This is a genomic window from bacterium, assembly GCA_022763185.1.
Classification (GTDB): Bacteria; Bdellovibrionota_G; JALEGL01; order JALEGL01; family JALEGL01; genus JALEGL01.
The window spans coordinates 179,060-195,886 of sequence record JALEGL010000014.1; the positions used below are offsets into that span (position 1 = coordinate 179,060).

Annotated in this window: 16 protein-coding genes and 1 riboswitch; of the genes, 11 read left to right on the plus strand and 5 right to left on the minus strand. The window is 36.4% G+C overall.

What is annotated here, in order from left to right:
* Window position 1: 1 nt before the first annotated feature.
* A complete protein-coding gene (locus MRY82_08700) occupies window positions 2–949 on the minus strand; it encodes a hypothetical protein (GenBank protein ID MCI5072998.1) in 948 nt (315 codons plus the stop codon).
* 73 nt (window positions 950–1,022) lie between these two features.
* Here MRY82_08700 and MRY82_08705 point away from each other — a divergent pair, with 73 nt between their 5' ends.
* The 9 genes from MRY82_08705 (at window position 1,023) to gcvPB (ending at window position 9,108) form a co-directional block, all read left to right on the plus strand.
* Window positions 1,023–1,772, plus strand: coding sequence for a TSUP family transporter (locus MRY82_08705; GenBank protein MCI5072999.1), 750 nt, complete (start codon window positions 1,023–1,025; stop codon window positions 1,770–1,772).
* A 12-nt stretch (window positions 1,773–1,784) separates the two neighbouring features.
* Window positions 1,785–2,378 carry a Maf family protein gene (locus tag MRY82_08710; protein ID MCI5073000.1) on the plus strand — a complete coding sequence of 198 codons (594 nt, stop codon included), beginning with the start codon at window positions 1,785–1,787 and terminating at the stop codon, window positions 2,376–2,378.
* Window positions 2,362–3,081, plus strand: coding sequence for a YggS family pyridoxal phosphate-dependent enzyme (locus tag MRY82_08715; protein MCI5073001.1), 720 nt, complete (start codon window positions 2,362–2,364; stop codon window positions 3,079–3,081). The genes MRY82_08710 and MRY82_08715 overlap by 17 nt, the downstream gene beginning before the upstream one ends.
* Window positions 3,082–3,130: 49 nt before the next feature.
* Window positions 3,131–3,586, plus strand: a complete 456-nt coding sequence (locus MRY82_08720; GenBank protein ID MCI5073002.1) for a DivIVA domain-containing protein — start codon at window positions 3,131–3,133, stop codon at window positions 3,584–3,586.
* 147 nt (window positions 3,587–3,733) lie between these two features.
* Window positions 3,734–4,576, plus strand: coding sequence for a bifunctional methylenetetrahydrofolate dehydrogenase/methenyltetrahydrofolate cyclohydrolase FolD (folD, locus tag MRY82_08725; GenBank protein MCI5073003.1), 843 nt, complete (start codon window positions 3,734–3,736; stop codon window positions 4,574–4,576).
* 5 nt (window positions 4,577–4,581) lie between these two features.
* Entirely contained in the window at window positions 4,582–5,703 is a 1,122-nt protein-coding gene (gene gcvT, locus MRY82_08730; protein ID MCI5073004.1) for a glycine cleavage system aminomethyltransferase GcvT, read from the plus strand.
* Between the two features lie 128 nt (window positions 5,704–5,831).
* Window positions 5,832–6,227 (plus strand): glycine cleavage system protein GcvH, encoded by a 396-nt coding sequence (gene gcvH, locus MRY82_08735; protein MCI5073005.1) that lies wholly within the window; start codon window positions 5,832–5,834, stop codon window positions 6,225–6,227.
* Window positions 6,228–6,253: 26 nt separating this feature from the next.
* On the plus strand, window positions 6,254–7,603 hold the full coding sequence (gcvPA, locus tag MRY82_08740; protein ID MCI5073006.1) for an aminomethyl-transferring glycine dehydrogenase subunit GcvPA: 1,350 nt from the start codon (window positions 6,254–6,256) through the stop codon (window positions 7,601–7,603).
* Window positions 7,600–9,108 (plus strand): aminomethyl-transferring glycine dehydrogenase subunit GcvPB, encoded by a 1,509-nt coding sequence (gene gcvPB, locus MRY82_08745; GenBank protein MCI5073007.1) that lies wholly within the window; start codon window positions 7,600–7,602, stop codon window positions 9,106–9,108. Before gcvPA ends, gcvPB begins: the two co-directional genes overlap by 4 nt.
* A gap of 29 nt (window positions 9,109–9,137) precedes the next feature.
* Here gcvPB and MRY82_08750 read toward each other — a convergent pair whose 3' ends face one another.
* Window positions 9,138–10,220: a hypothetical protein gene (locus MRY82_08750; protein ID MCI5073008.1), complete on the minus strand. Its 1,083-nt coding sequence runs from the start codon at window positions 10,218–10,220 to the stop codon at window positions 9,138–9,140.
* Between the two features lie 122 nt (window positions 10,221–10,342).
* Window positions 10,343–10,523: riboswitch (cobalamin riboswitch) on the plus strand.
* 61 nt (window positions 10,524–10,584) lie between these two features.
* Here MRY82_08750 and MRY82_08755 point away from each other — a divergent pair.
* Window positions 10,585–11,100 carry a DUF4430 domain-containing protein gene (locus tag MRY82_08755; protein ID MCI5073009.1) on the plus strand — a complete coding sequence of 172 codons (516 nt, stop codon included), beginning with the start codon at window positions 10,585–10,587 and terminating at the stop codon, window positions 11,098–11,100.
* Window positions 11,101–11,113: 13 nt separating this feature from the next.
* A complete protein-coding gene (locus tag MRY82_08760; protein MCI5073010.1) occupies window positions 11,114–12,154 on the plus strand; it encodes a hypothetical protein in 1,041 nt (346 codons plus the stop codon).
* 19 nt (window positions 12,155–12,173) lie between these two features.
* Here MRY82_08760 and MRY82_08765 read toward each other — a convergent pair whose 3' ends face one another.
* The 3 genes from MRY82_08765 to MRY82_08775 are packed head-to-tail and all read right to left on the minus strand — an operon-like array spanning window position 12,174 to window position 16,766.
* On the minus strand, window positions 12,174–12,956 hold the full coding sequence (locus MRY82_08765; protein MCI5073011.1) for a biotin--[acetyl-CoA-carboxylase] ligase: 783 nt from the start codon (window positions 12,954–12,956) through the stop codon (window positions 12,174–12,176).
* On the minus strand, window positions 12,949–15,690 hold the full coding sequence (locus MRY82_08770; GenBank protein ID MCI5073012.1) for a valine--tRNA ligase: 2,742 nt from the start codon (window positions 15,688–15,690) through the stop codon (window positions 12,949–12,951). The genes MRY82_08765 and MRY82_08770 overlap by 8 nt, the downstream gene beginning before the upstream one ends.
* The gene (locus tag MRY82_08775) at window positions 15,621–16,766 is read right to left on the minus strand and encodes a response regulator (protein MCI5073013.1); all 1,146 of its coding nucleotides are present in this window, start codon (window positions 16,764–16,766) and stop codon (window positions 15,621–15,623) included. Before MRY82_08775 ends, MRY82_08770 begins: the two co-directional genes overlap by 70 nt.
* Between the last annotated feature and the right edge of the window lie 61 nt (window positions 16,767–16,827).

Below are 16,827 nucleotides of genomic sequence, written 5' to 3' on the forward strand. Positions count from 1 at the left end.
TTTATTTTAACAGTTTTTTTTGATTAAGTTTAAATAATAATTTCCATCCATAAATAAACCAATATTTTTTTTCATGTTCTGTAAGTGTAAATTCGTCGCCATAGTTTCTTCTGATTTTTAAGAGTACATAATCTAGCCAATTTTTTGCGGTAAGCATGCCTTTTGGCCAACGCAGTTGTGCTCTTAGCTTGCTTTTAAAAATGAAGCGTTTATATTTTTTTGGGAGTAAAGTTTTATCAAGTAAAGTAATAAGGTTTTGTTCTTGGTCAAAATAGATGATTTTTTGATGGTGAAAATGGTTGAGAATTTCTTGATAAACCCTAAGATAAAATTTTTCCTCCGCTAAAAATAATTTTTCAACTTTATCTTTGGCTTCAACTCTAACATCACCTTCGTAACTTAAGGCTAAACATTTAATTGCAAAATTTTTTAGATGGATGGTGTCACCCAAATTCATGGAAGATAGAACAATCATTGCCACGCTTTGACATGCTTGGTTTTGTACTTCTAATAGAGCATCTATGTTATTCTTATCTTTACTCCAGTAGACATAAATATTTTTTGAAAACCTTCCTAAAAAATACATATCTTTTGCTTTGGGGTGAATGATAAGTTGTGTTTGCGATTTTAATTGCTTTAGACTGACCACGCTGTATTTACTGAAACCTTGTTTTATTTTGAAATGGTAAATGTTGGGTGGGAGAAAGAAGTTCAAAATACTTTTTAGCATTGATGAATAATAGGTTTTAAATGAGTCTACAATAATAAAGTAATCTGGGACAGAATCTTTTTTTTGAGTGGTTTGGCTCAAGCAAGATCCATAGACAACAACAGCTAGAGCATTTTTTCCATAGTCATTTAAAACCTGCTCATGAATATCATGAAAAGATTGATTGCTTTGACTTAAAGACTTTTGTTGATCAAAAAAAACCTTTTTTAGTTTAGACACTCTATCTCCTTATCTTAGGCAGCTATGCAAGTAAAATTTACAGATGGTTTTTTCTAGCATATAGGCCGTGTTTATGGATTTAGCTTTTTTAATCATGGGCTGTTTTTTTGCGGGTTTTATTGATGCAGTGGCCGGTGGCGGTGGCTTGATCACGGTGCCTTTGATGCTTAATTTAGGTTTGGCAACAAAGGTTGCTTTAGGAACCAATAAAATTATTGGGATCATGGCTTCGTTTGCCAGTTCCATACGTTATGCAAGCTCTAAAAAGATGGTATGGTCCATTGCTTGGCCAGCGACAATAGCAGCATTGTTTGGTGGAGCAACCGGTGCACTTGTTGCCAGTCAACTGAGCAATGCCTTTTTAAAACCAGTGGTTATTTTTTTATTATTATCTGTTGCCATTTACAGCATACTGCAAAAAAACTTAGGTAAAACACAAATTGAAGCAAGGTTGAAGCACAAGCTATGGCCTTATGTGGTTGGCTTTGTTATTGGAAGTTATGACGGCTTTTTTGGTCCTGGTGCGGGAACTTTTGTCATGATTGTGTTTGTTAGTTTGTTTGGCTTATCTTTGCTCAATGCTTCTGCGAGTGCCAGAATTGTTAATTTTGCAAGTAACTTGGGTGCATTGTTGTGGTTTTCTTTTTCTGGCTATGTTGATTTTAAAATAGCTTTATGGGGAGCTTTAGCCTCTGGTTGTGGCGCTTTACTTGGAGCAAGTTTTTCAATTAAACGTGGACATGGTTTTATTCGACCGGTTTACTTAGCTGTTGTTTGGTTTATGTTAATAAAGCTTTTATTGCAGTTTTTAGGTTGGATTTAAGGAAAGGATAGAATGCAACAGTTGAAACCTATTATTTTAGCCTCAGCATCTCCACGTAGAAAAGATCTTTTGCAGCAAATGGGCTTAGACTTTTCTGTAAAAGTTTTTCCAGTCAACGAACAGAGTTTAGAAACAGACCCTGAAAAAAAAGTAATGGCTATAGTTAAACAAAAAATGGATGCCGCCATTAAACATTTAGCCAAAGAAAGTGTTGAAAAAAGCTGTATACTCTGTGCTGATACGATTGTTGTTGTCAATAATAATGTGTTGGGCAAGGCCAGAAATAAGGACGAAGCAAAAGACATGCTTCAAAAGCTTTCTGGGAAAGAACATAAAGTAATGACTGCTTTTTATATGCATTGTCATAATGATAAAGTTTATCAGGAAGTTGTTATTACTGAGGTTGAGTTTATGTCTTTAACGGAAACCATGATTGATCAATACTTATGTCATGATGAGTATAAAGATAAAGCTGGATCTTATGCTATACAAGGGATGGCAGGAAGTTATATTAAAGAAATCAAAGGTTCTTATTCAAATGTCATTGGTTTACCACAAGTTCATGTTTTAAAGGCTTTTGAAGTATTAAATGTCCTCAAATTTTAAAGCAGTGATGAGTACAGCAGACCTTAAATATAAACTAAATCAAATAAAAAGTGACATTTTTACATTGAATGAAAAAGCACGTTTGGTGTGTGTATGTAAAAAATTCCCTGCCAATGTTTATGAAACACTTATGGAATGCGGTCAGAAGGACCTTGCTGAAAACTATGTTCAAGAAGCCATTGAAAAAAGACGCTTGCTGGCTCAAGAGAAACAAAGCCAAGTAAATTGGCATTACATAGGAAAAATTCAAAGCAATAAAATTAAAGACATTTGTCAGTATTTTTCAGTTATTCATAGTTTGGATCAGATTAAGCATGCAAAAAAAATGAATCAAGTTTTAACAGAGCTCAACAAAGAACTAAATGTATTGGTGCATGTTAACTTGGCGCTTGAAGAGCAAAAAAGTGGAATCAAAAAAGAAAGTTTGTCTCAGTTTTTAATTGATTTACAACCGTTTAATAAGCTGCATTGTATTGGTTTGATGACTTTTCCACCCTATCAAGAGAATCCTCAACACAATAGAGTGTACTTTAAAGCATTAAGAGAATTGTTAGAAAACAATAGAAGATTTGTAAGAGATGAAGAAAAATTTATTCATTTGAGTATGGGGGTATCCAGTGATTATAAGGTTGCTCTTTCTGAAGGGGCAACCATGATCCGGTTGGGACGAAGTGTTTTGGGAGACAGAGAAAAGCTTGGATAAATGCGATATATTTAGATAATCTGCAAAATTACCGTATAATACATATCTAATGAAATTAGCACCTTTAGACCTTTTGCATAAAAAATTTAATAAAAAAACCTTTGGTTTTGATCCTAAGGAAGTTGCAGATTTTCTTAAAGATATACAAACTTCATGGGAAGAGGATAGAGCAGCTTTAATAAAAAAAGAAGAAGAGCTTGCTCAACTAGAGCGGCTGGTTTCTGATTATAGAGAAAAAGAAGTTGCATTAAAGCAAGCCGTGGTCTCTGCACAAAAAGTATCTGAAGAAATGAAGCGATCGGGTGAAAGAGAAGCCCAAATGATCAAAGAAGAAGCCAATGTTCAGGCTGAAAGATTGCTTAATCAAGCACATAACCAACTCAATCATGTCATGCAAAGAATCAACGCCTTAAAACAGCAAAAAGCAGATTTTTTGGGTCACCTTAGAGGTCTGATTCAAACTCATGATAATTTACTAAAGATGCATGAAAACAACGACAAATAACAAGTAACTTTATCTAAGATAAGAATGGAATGATCAAAAAATAACATAAGTTTTCGCAACTTGGTTTAAATTTTAATGGATAATGTTTTAGCTTGATTCCCTAATTGATCAAGGTATAAATGGCATGTGAGTCTACTCGATGGGAAAATGTTAAGTAAAAAGCTTAAAGAAGAGCTTACGCAAGATGTATCCCATTTTATTGAAAATCACGGCAGAGCACCTGGCTTGGCAACCATTTTGGTTGGGCATGATTCAGCTTCTGCAGTTTACATTAAAAATAAACGCTTATCTTGTGAAAAAACAGGTATTACTTCTTATCATCAACAGTTTGCTGACGATATTGATCAACAAAAGCTAATTGATCATATTAATCAGTTGAACAATGATCCTAAAGTGGATGGTATTCTTCTGCAGTTACCCTTGCCCATCCATTTAAATACACAAAAGCTTTTAAATACAATTGATCCTTGTAAAGATGTAGATGGTTTTCATCCGTACAATTTAGGTAAATTACTTAAATCAGAAACAGCATTCATTCCTTGTACGCCGCTAGGCATTTTAAGGCTATTACAACATTATGCTATTGAGCTTTCAGGCAAGCACTGTGTAATTTTAGGTAGAAGTAATATTGTGGGAAAACCTCTGGCAATGTTATTGTTAAATAACAATGCAACAGTAACGGTTTGCCATTCTAAAACTGACAACATTGAGAGCTATGTTCAGCAAGCGGATATTGTCATTGCAGCCGTGGGTAAAGCCAAACTGGTTAAAGAAGATTGGATAAAACCTGGTGCAGTTGTGATTGATGTGGGAATCAATAGACAAAATGATGGATCTCTATGTGGAGATGTTGACTATGAACAAACTGCTGATAAAGCCTCTTGGATCACACCGGTTCCAGGAGGGGTAGGGCCTCTAACCATTGCCATGCTTTTACAAAATACAGTTTTAGCTGCCAAACAGCAGGAAAAAATAAAAGATAGAGGATAAATAAAATGAGTCAGTTATTAAGAACACCCGTGTACAATTTGCATATCCAAGCCAAGGCTAAAATGGTTAATTTTGGTGGTTGGGAGATGCCCATACAGTATTCAACAGGTATTATTAAAGAGTATGAAGCCGTCAGAAATGATATGGGGCTTTTTGATGTTAGCCATATGGGCGAAATCGAAATATCTGGCAAAGATGCATTGGCTTTTTGTCAAAAAGTATGCAGTAATAATGTCGCTAAGCTCAAACCCGGTAAAATTCAGTATGCAGCCATTATTGATCATCAAGCAAAAATGATTGATGATTGCACGCTTTATTGTTTGTCAGCAGACAAGTTTTTATTTGTGGTCAATGCAAGCCATATCCAAGAAGTTTATGACTGGTTTGAAGAGAATAAAGCCAGTGAAGAAGTAGAGATTAACAATAAAAGTGATGACTATGCTTTGTTTGCTTTACAGGGCCCCAAATCAGACGCTTTTTTAAGTGAGCTTGTAAAACGTAATTTAAGTGAAACAGTTCGCTATTATGAGTTTAATGTTGCTCAAATTAATGATGTTGCTTGTTTAATTTCCAGAACAGGCTACACAGGTGAAGACGGTTTTGAAATTTATTTTGACAGTAAAGACGCCGCTAAACTATGGGCATATTTTATTGAGCAAGGAGAGCCTTTAGGTTTAAAGCCAATTGGTCTAGGTGCAAGAGATTTATTGCGCTTGGAGATGGGCTACCTGTTAAGTGGCCAAGATTTTAATAAAAACACTCACGTGCTGGAGGCTGGTCTGAGTTGGGTCACCAAGCTAGACAAAGGCTCATTCATAGGAAAAGATGCCGTTGCAAACTTGAAAGAACAAGGCGTTAAACAACGTGTACGGGCCTTTAAGTTGCTAGGCAAGGGAGTCCCTCGTGAAGGGTATACGATCTGGCTGGATGAAGACAAAACTCAAAAATTAGGTCAAGTAACCAGTGGATCATTCTCGCCACAGTTAAAACAAGGTATTGGTTTAGCTATGCTTAGTACAGAACCAAAATTAGGTTCAAAGCTGTTTGTTGAGCTTCGTAAGGATAAATTGGTTATGGGAGAAGTATGCAAACCTCCTTTTGTAAAATCTTCTGTAAAGAAAAACTAAAAGCTAAAGAGAATTTGCGTGTTTTGTAAAAATAGGTATTAGGGAGAAAAGTTTAAAAAAAGTATGTTAACGAAATGACTGTTGACATGATTTGAGTTGATCAAAATTAAAAATATAGGAGTAAAACTATGGATTTTCCTGAAGATCTTTATTATACCAAAGAACATGAGTGGGTAAAGCTGCTTGAAAGTGAAAGTGCAGTATTAATTGGGATTACTGAATATGCTCAAGAAAAATTAGGAGATATTGTTCATGTTGATTTACCTGATGAAGAAGATGAAGTGCACATGAATGAGCCTTTTGGCAGTATTGAGTCAGTTAAAGCCGTATCAGATGTTTACGCGCCAGTTTCAGGCCATGTTGTAGAAAACAACAGTGCTTTATTAGACTCTCCTGAAGCAGTTAATGATGATCCCTATGAAGATGGCTGGCTTGTAAAAGTTGAAGTTGAAAGTATGGATTTTGCTCAAGAGTTGATGGATGCTGAAGAATACGCTGAGTTTATTGAAAACGAAGAAGATTAAATACTAATAAAATAGAGGATATTAAAATGATGCGATACTTTTCCCTAACTGAGCATGACAAAAAACAAATGTTAGATACATTAGGGAAAAGTAGTCTTGAACAGCTGTTTTTAAGTTTACCTGAAGAAGTATTTCATCAAGGCCAATTAAATTTACCCAGTGCAAAAGAAGAGTATGAGTTGCAGTCTTATTTTGAAGCAATGTCGCATAAAAATTACTCTGCACAAAAAAGCTTTAAAAGTTACCTAGGTGCAGGAGCTTATGAACACTTTATCCCTTATGTGGTGGATGCCTTAAGCTCTAGAGGTGAGTTTACAACGGCTTATACCCCATACCAAGCTGAAATAAGTCAAGGAACCTTGCAAGCTATTTTTGAGTTTCAATCCATGGTGGCCAATTTATTAGGTGTTGGTGTGGCCAATGCGTCGATGTATGACGGCGCATCAGCTCTAGCAGAAGCTGTATTGATGGCTTTGAGAATTCAAAAGAAGCGCAGTAAAGTTTTAATTTCTCAAGGTGTTCATCCAGAGTACATTAAAACTATTCAAAGTTATATTGACCCAAATCAATGTGAGATTCATTATTTACCCTTGAATCAAGAAGGTTACCCCCAACTCCCTGAATTGGATGACTCTATTGCTTGTGTGGTCACAGGGTATCCTAATTTTTATGGGGTAATAGAACCGATTGATCAAATAGCAGAACAATGTAAACAGCATAATATTTTAACCATTGCATGTTTTACGGAAGCCTTGGCTTTTGGCTTGCTTAAAGCCCCAGGTGAGTTGGGTGCTGACATTGTTGTTGGTGAAGGTCAAAGTTTAGGTAACCCATTAAGTTTTGGTGGCCCTTATGTAGGGTTAATGGGCGCTGATGATAAATATGTAAGACAGCTTCCCGGACGTTTGGCTGGACAAACAGTAGATGCACAAGGAACACCAGGTTATGTTTTAACACTGTCTACCCGTGAACAACATATCAGAAGGCAAAAAGCAACTTCTAATATCTGCACAAACCATTCACTCTGCGCACTTAGAGCTGCAATCTATATGGGAACATTGGGGCAAAAAGGTATAGAAAGTATAGCGCTTAATAATCATGAAAAAGCAGAATATTTAAAAAATGAACTCACCCAGTTAAAAGGTTTAGAACTGTTATACCAGGGGCCAAGCTTTAATGAGTTTGCTATAAAGCTTAACTCTATTTCACTAAAGCAGTGGCAGGAAGCTTTTGAAAATAATAACATTGCTAGCGGGGTAGATTTAGCAAGGTTTGACCATAGAAATAAGAACTGTCTTTTGATTAACTGTACTGAAACAAAAACGGATGATGACTTAAAACATTATATTAAAGTGGCAAAAGAGGTGCTAAAATGAGCGAAAATACACACAATGAGCCATATAAAGTCCAAGAAGAACAGCGGTCTTACAAGTATATTCCAACTCTGCTTGAAAAGTCCATTGTTCACGATACCTCTTTGGAAAACAAAAAGGTACAATCTAAAAATGTAACATCAATTCCTGAGCAATACATAAGATCAAGTATTGAAGATTTCCCAAATGTATCTGAATTTGAAATCGTGCGCCATTATACGAATTTATCAAAGTTAAACTTTTCTATTGATGAAGGCTTTTATCCTTTGGGCTCTTGCACGATGAAATACAATCCCAAAATCAATGATTGGGCGGCCAACTTGCCAGGCTTTAGAGATATTCATCCTTATGCAGCAGAAAAAACTGTTCAAGGCGCCTTGGAGTTGATGTATCTTTTGCAAGAAAGTTTAACTCACATATCAGGTTTAAAAGCCTGTAGTTTACATCCAGCAGCCGGTGCACAAGGTGAATTGGTGGGTGTCAAGATGATTGCAAAATATCATCAGCAGAATAATCAAACACATAAAGATACAGTTTTGGTTCCAGACTCAGCACATGGTACCAATCCTGCCAGTGCAGCATTATGTGGCTTAAAAGTAAGAGAAATAAAAACTGGGACCAAAGGTTACATTGAGTATGCCCAGGTTGAAGAAGCCATGGGTGATGATGTTGCGGCTATAATGACAACGGTTCCTAACACCTTAGGGATTTTTGAAAAAGATATCGTAAAAATTTCAAAACTCATGCATGATAATGGAGCTTTGGTTTATGGCGATGGTGCTAACCTAAATGCTCTTGTTGGCAAAGCAAGTTTTGGTGCTATGGGGGTTGATGTCATGCACATCAATCTGCATAAAACATTTTCAACACCACATGGAGGAGGAGGGCCTGGAGCAGGTCCAGTGGTGGTGTCTGATCGTTTAAAGGATTATTTGCCTTCGCCTTTTGTCAATAAGAATGATCAAGGAGAGTATCATTTAGATTATTCAACTCCATATTCAGTTGGTCAATACAGAGCATTTTACGGTAATTTTGGTATGTTGGTTAGAGCACTGTGTTATATCTATGCTTTTGGTCATGAACATTTGGCTAAAATTAGTGAGTACTCGGTACTGAATGCTAACTATATTCGTAAAGCTTTAGAACCCTATTTTCATTTGCCTTATGAAACAGACACTTTGCATGAAGTTGTATTTTCAGACCAAAAGCAAAGAAAAAAATATGATGTCAATACGATGGATATTGCCAAACGCTTAATGGACTACGGTTATCATCCCCCAACAGTATACTTCCCACTTATTGTTGAAGGTGCATTAATGATGGAGCCCACAGAAAGCGAATCAAAGCGAACACTGGATCGTTATATTGAAACTATGATTAAAATTGCGCAAGAGTGTGAAAATGAAGCCCAAACAGTAAAATCAGCCCCCCATAAAACGGGAATTAAACGTTTGAATGAAACTCAAGCCGCACGTAAACCAGTTTTAACCTGGTCTAAAAAAGACTAAGAGTTGTTTAAAAATGCTTTATTGTTTTTTTAACTTCTTCTCGCTGTAAAGAGTTGTTTTGCAACCTTGCTCACTTGTGGTGGTACATTTTTGTTTTTAGAAATTTTTTGTAGATCGTTAACATTTAAACTTTTAAGAAAACTTAAAGCCGTTTTAAAAGGTGTTTTTGGATTGGTGCATAAAGCCAGCTTTAATGCATAAAGCTTTACCCACTGAGGCTTGGTACTGATGATACGTATGACTTCATCGTGAACGCTTTTTAATGAAGCAATGGCAATCACTTCGTTTTCAGTTATTTTTGGACTTTTGACAACAGCAGAAGAAACAATCTTATTGCTATCTTTAATTAAGATACTTCTTGCTTCTTTATTGCCTTTAAGCGCCAATTTAATTTTCTGCGCTATATTCATTTTTTGTATGAGCTGATAAACATTGCTGTTTTCCTCTTCTTCATCCTGATCACTGATTTTTATATGTGATTGACCTGACTCCTGAATTAACTCATTGGGAATATGAAAAGACATGTTATCTTCCATGGCTAAAATAAGAGCAATTTCTTGATCCGATAACTCTGAAGTTTCTCCTTCAATAAAAATGCCGTTAATTCGTAAAAATGAAACAGCTTTATCAATTTCATGACTAGAAACGTGTGGGTTTTTTTTTAACTCTGTGACAATTTTTGGATTTTCTAAGTACTTTTGTTGATTATTAATAATTAAGGACAAGGTTTTATTTTGAGCTTTGGCTGCAAGTTCTAAAAATACGGAACTTGGACAATATTGATTAAGTAATATTTTATCAATCAGTGTACTTTGATCCTGATAATGTTGAGAAAAAAAATCTAATGTTTTTGGATGAATATCTTGTTCGAGAATACTTTCTAAAACAGGTATAGGTATATTCAGAAGCTCTTCTTTTGCCAGTTCAACAATGCTCGCATCACTGTCGTTGAGAAAATAAGTTAATATCGTACAGAGCTCATTTAGAGGCATGGGTACAGAACCATCAATCAAGGCAATTTTTTTTTCTTTTGCTGCATCTGCACGCAAATAAGCTTTAATGTTTGGGTCGATTTTTAGTTTATAGGGTGTGCCAGACATAGATATATACATTGTACAGGACTTTGTTATTTTTATCAGTTTATCTGCTTATTTATGCATGGATTTTTCTTGTTAGCTTCTTGCCTTACATACACAAGGTTTTTTTATAGTTGTCGATGATTTCAGATTGTGGTAACTCAAAAATCATACGAGGAGCTGTTGCTTAATAGAGAATTTGGTGAAAGTCCAAAGCGATCCCGTCACTGTAAGCATGTTAAACTCTTATCAATAATGTCACTGAAGTCTAGTTGATTTTGGGAAGGCGATATAGAGCTTGTGCAAGCCAGGAGACCTACCTTGTATCATTTCAAAATAGGGTATTACACCTCATTTTGATGATTAAATTATAAAAACCCTTCGCGGAAAGGAAAAACCAATGTTTCTAAAAAAATTAAACCTAATGGCTATTTTATTTTGCCTCAGTCTTATTGGCGCGTGTTCGCAAACAGGTGTTGAAGTTATTGAAGGCTCTAACCCTGTATTATTGGACGGAATACAGGTAGGATTGCTGATTGATCCAAGTACTGGATCAGTCATGATTGATGGTGTAAGTATTGCTGATGATTCTAATATATCGACTGCACTGGATATCCTTTTAAATAGTGGTGTAGATGTTGTGACAGCCGACTTTGGTCAATTTGGTTTGGGTATTTGCTCTATTGCGGGGGTGGGCCAACCAGAAAACGATTGTTTTGGAGATTCAGAGGGCAGGTACTGGGCATTTTTCTATAAAGGTCTTGATGATGATGTATGGAGTGCATCACAGATTGGTGCTGGAGAATACCAGGTGAATGATGGAGATTTAATTGCTTTTGTCTGGACTGCTTCTGATATGGATTTTAATCCAGTTGTAGTTCCTGATAATGCCTGGATGATTGAAAACTTTTTTTAGTGTTTAATCGTTTATGAAAAAAATAGCCCTGAGCTTATGTTTATCAACGATTTTGGTAACTTGGCTTTTGCGATCCAATGCCAATATCAATAACTTTAGCCCATCTTTCGCTTATGCATCTGATGGGCCTGACAATGAATTGACTCAAAAAAAGTTTGTCTATGTCCCGGGTCATCAAGATCAAGAGCAGCGAATAACAAAAAGTGGATTTAAAGCACGACAACAAAAGTATAAACCTTTAAAAAAAACAAAAACACCTAAAAACAGAAAAATATCGGGTAAACAAAAAACAAAACATCTTGTTAATCAACCCCGATCATTCAGTAAGGTTATAAAATTGGATGAACTTTATGATGCTAAAGACCCTCTCAAAAAAACTTTACTGGATCAAGCGCATAATCCGCAAAAATACCTATCAAAAACTTCAGCTTTATCAGCAACTTCAAGTAAAGAGGAAAGCAAAATTTCAAATAGGCTGTCTGCTTTTGATTTTAAAGTGATAGAGTTTAATCCTGGGTTGAATGCTGAAAATGAGTCTATAATGGAGCCGCTTTCATGGCCCTATATTTATGCAGCCGTATCTGGACCACCTGATTTTTCTTTGTATGAGAACAGTAAACAAAAAGAGAAAATACTCAGTCTAGGTCATCGGGGAAGTATTGTTTTGAAAGTTGTTGGCGGCTATATTTTTGATGGTCAAGGGGATGACTTTAAAATTTTTGAAAACCCTTTTGTCACATCTGATCAAAATGTTTATGCCGAGACAGCTTTAGTTGCTGTTGCGCAAGAAAATAAGCCAGAAAAGTATATATATTTTAACTGCCAAAGTCATATTCCGCCTTTTGAAAATTGTGCTGGTGTTCGTCCTGTGTTTTATCATAGTGGAGCTGATCTTAATGAGGTGGGGGGCGATGCTTTTGATCTTGCAGATGTTGGTATAGATAGAATTCAGTATATTAAAATAGAAGACACAGGAGATAATGTCGCTTATTTTTTAGGCGATGAGGGCTTTGATTTAGACAGTATGGCCATTATTCATGGTGAAAAATTTTAGTTAGATTAGAAATTAATTGTTACAAGTCAATGTGTCCAGAGTATATGGGGATGATTTTATTAGAATCGACTTTAAGTAAGAGTGCGCCGTCATCATTGATACCTTTTGCTTGACCTTGGTAATGATCTTTGCCAGATAAAACAGAAATAGTTTTATTGAATAAATAGTCGTGATGCTTAAATGTGTTATGCAGTTGTACAAAACTGTCTTCTAAATGATTGAGGCTGCTATCAAGTTCATGAATTATTTCTCCTAAAAGCTGCCAAGGGTGAATAGCTTCTTTACAATAATCTTGTGCAAAAGCAGGCGACAAATTATCCGGGACAGTTTTGTTTATATTGGGTTTTATGTTAATACCAATACCAATAATATAGTGTTGTCTTTGCTTCACCTGAAATGTTTCACATAAGATACCCGATAATTTTTTATCATCAATATACAAGTCATTGGGCCACTTTATTTTGGTCTTTATAGCGTATACGTTCTCCAAAGTGTTTCTTAAGATCATACCAGCTAAAAGACTTAGTTTTGCTACTTGCTGAGTAGGGATCTTTAAGCTCTGGGTGTGAGAAAAAAAAAGGTGATGCCCGGCAAGGGTTTGCCACTGTGAGTGATTCCTGCCTCTTCCTTGTGTTTGTTTGTGTGTAAAAACCGTTGTTTTGTTCGACGTTCCTTTTTGGAGCAAATATTTGGTAGCATCTTGAGTAGAGCTGACCTGATCCAAATAAAAGCATGGATAGGGGGATAGGTCTGAGCTATAAAAAAACTTTGATAAACAAAGTTGAAAGCTAGAATCATGCATCTCTTAACCGGTTTAGTTCTTGCTCCAATTGTTGAATTTGTTGAGAGGCCTCATTTAATCGAGCTTTGTTTTTTTCTAAAACTTCTTTTGGCGCTTTATCAACAAAGGCCTGATTATTGAGACGCTGCTCCACTGATACTTTTTCTCTTTTTGCTTTTTCTAGGTTTTTTTGCAGGCGCTCTAGCTCTTTATTGATATCTATGAGCCCTTGCCATGGAATGCTCAAAATTGAGTTGGTGTTGGTTATTTTGATACTAGAATGTGCTTGTTGACTGATTTCAGTGGGCAGAGGAGAGCTCATAATTTCTTCAACATTGCATAAGTGATGAATATACCTAGAGGACTCTTGAAGGTTATCTTGATGAATTAAGGTCTCAAATTCAGGGATGTAAATTTTTGCTATATTTTGACTGGGAGGAATTTGGTTTTCCGCTCTAAACTGGCGGATTGCTTCAATAATGTTTTGAGTGGTTTTAAAATCTTGTACTTTATGTGAAACATAGTTGTCTTTGATATCAGTGTCTTTTGGATAGCTTTGCCAGCCAATGGCATGATGAACGTCACCTTTAGTCAAAGGCAGTTCTTGCCAAATTTTATCAGTAATAAATGGTGCAATGGGGTGCAATAGTCTTAGTGCTGTTTCTAAGGCACGCATTAAAATAGCCTGGGTTGAGTCTTGAAGGTCTGGCTCTTTTAAGTCAGCTTTGGCGACCTCCAAAAACCAGTCACAGTAGTTTTTCCAGATAAAGTTGTAGGTCGCTTGTGCGGCTTCATTAAAACGATATTGATCCAAAGCTTCCCTAACATCAATTGTTAAAGTTTTAAGCTCATTGATAACCCAATGTTGGGCAATACTTTGTGGAGCTGTGTTGCTTAATTCTTTAATTGAATAAACTTTTTCTTGATCAAGTTGAGATAAAGTGAAACGGGCTGCATTCCATAGTTTAGTCATGAAGTTGCGGTAACCTTCTATCCTTTTTTCAGATAAAAGAATGTCTCTTCCTTGTGCTGCAAAAGCGGCAAGAGAAAATCTAAAGGCATCCGTTCCGTATTTTTCCATTAACTCTAAAGGATCAACAACATTGCCTTTGGATTTAGACATTTTCTTTCCATGTTCGTCTTTGACCAAGGCATGAATATGAATTGTATGAAAAGGGGCTTCCCCCATAAATTTACAACTCATCATCATCATCCTTGCAACCCAAAAGAAAATAATATCAAAACCCGTGACCAATACAGAGGTTGGAAAAAACTTTTTTAAATCATCTGTTTTTTCAGGCCAGCCTAGAGTTGAAAAAGGCCATAGTCCTGAAGAAAACCAAGTATCTAAAACATCGGGGTCTTGCTTTATACTTTTTGACTGACAATGTTGGCATTGGCTAGGGTCGTCAATGCTTACTGTTTTTTCTGAGCAGTCGTTACAATACCAAACAGGGATTTGATGCCCCCACCATAATTGTCTAGAAATACACCAGTCTTGTATGTTTTCCATCCAATGTTCATAGGTTTTGGTCCACTGACTGGGAACAAATTGAACTGTTTCATTCTTAACGGCTTCCATAGCTGGTTTTGCTAGAGGTTTGGTTTTGACAAACCATTGTTCAGAAATTCTGGGTTCAACAACGGCTCCAGAGCGATCACATATACCCACACTGTGTTTATGAGGCTCAGTTTTAATCCATAAGTCTTTATCTTTTAAAGCTTGAATAATGTTTTTACGAGCAGTAAAGCGTTCTTGAGTATGAAAGTCAGACTCAGGACAGTCAATATGACCACTTTTATCTAAAATGGTGATGTTATCTAAATTGTGACGTTTACCCATTTCATAATCATTAGGGTCATGGGCAGGCGTTATCTTAACAGCACCTGATCCAAACTTTGGGTCAACATAATCATCAGCAATAATAGGAATCTGTCGATCAATAAAAGGGTGCTTCACCGTTTTTCCAATTATTTTAGTGTAGCGAGAATCATCTGGATGAACAGCAATAGCCGTATCTCCTAATATTGTTTCTGGTCGAGTTGTTGCCACAACAATATGCTCAGAGGGATAATCAGAAAGCGGGTATTTGAAATAGACGAGCTGTCCTTCTACCTCTTCATGGTTAACTTCAAGGTCAGAGATTGCAGACTGCAAAGCTGGACTCCAGTTGACAAGGTAGCTAGAACGATAAATAAGACCTTCATTGTATAAGTCTACAAAGACTTTACGTACTGCATGGCTTAAACCTTCATCAAGTGTAAACCGCTCTCTGCTCCAATCGCAGGAAGCTCCTAAACGTTTGAGTTGATTGATGATTTTATTGCCAGAGTTTTCTTTCCATTGCCAGACCTTTTCAACAAAAGCTTCACGCCCTAAAGCTTGTCTAGTCGTCCCCTCAGCAACTAAATTTCTTTCCACTACAGCTTGAGTGGCTATGCCGGCATGATCAGTCCCGGGTAACCATAAGGCCTCATAGCCATCCATACGCTTGTAACGAATAAGTATGTCTTGCAAAGTATTGTCTAAAGCATGTCCCATATGCAGTACACCCGTTACATTGGGTGGGGGGATGACAATAGTATAAGCCTCTTTGTCACTCTTGGCATTGGCTTTAAATAGGTTTTGATCTATAGAATCTTGATAAAGTTTTTGCTCAAATGACTCCGGTTGATAGCGTGTATCTAATCTTTGGTTAGCCTGCTGATTTCCTCGCGGATCATTTTTTCCGCTATGTCTGGTACTACTTCCCATGCTATGCGTTCAATAACGTTTTCAAAGACTTTTGTCACGATAGATTCAATTTGTTGATCAGAAAGTTCTAGCTTTGCACCCTGACTTTGGTCAGATGTAGCATTGGAAGAAAAAGCTGAATCGTTATCTATGTTTTCAAGATCTGGGTGATTGCTGGGATAAACCTCAGTGGTTTGAGCTTGTTGCTCTACAATGTTGGTTTTTATCGGTGCTGCTGTTACTGTAGGTTCGACTTTTTGAGCTTCTGAAGATGGAATGCTTGATGGTTGAACATTATGCTCTAAAGTTTCTTCAGCCTGATATGAATCTGCACTGGTCTCAATAACTTCATGATCAAAGTTGATATCAGTGGATTCAGAGCTAGCATTGTTTTCTGAATCATGTTCTGGGTTGCTCGTGCTTGAGCTAGCTATGGAGTCTAAGTTTGAATTGATGTTGATGCCGGAAAGCTCTGAGTTATCAAAAGCAAAGTCACTTATTTCAGGTTGTTGACTTGAGTTTACTGAAGTTCCTGAAGTGTTATCTTCCATGATGGTTTTAATGTTAACTTCTGCATCGGTTAGGGCGCTATCATCAACTGAAGAAAAACCAATGTCATAGCTCGAGTTGGAACTTTTTTGATTTGAATTGTCAGTAGAAGTGTCGTTTTTCTCTGGGCTGTATTTTGGTGTAAAAAAACTTTCCTCGTCTCGTGTGGGAGGAGAGGATAAATGATTCAGGTAACCGTGAACTTTTTCAGAAACTTCTGAGGTTTCAAATGGTTTTAAAATAAAATCTTGGGCTCCAATCCTTTCCAAATCACTTTGGTTCAAAGGGTTTTGAGCGCTAGCCAGCATTATAATAGGCGTTTGGGCATATTGTGATAGACTTTTAAGTTCTTTACACAGTTCTAAGCCATTTTTATCTGGCATACTGACATCAAGAATAAAAAGATCAACATGCTGATGTTGGCTTTGCTCCCATGCTTCACTGGCTGAAGAAGTGTAAACAACATTGACATCACTGTGAGATAAACTGATATCAATTGACTTTTGAATAATTGTGCTATCATCTGCTACAAGAACAGTTTTCATCATTGGGTCTCCAGACTTTAAAGTACTACCTATAAAGTATGATTTTTAAAGGAAAAAATGTCAA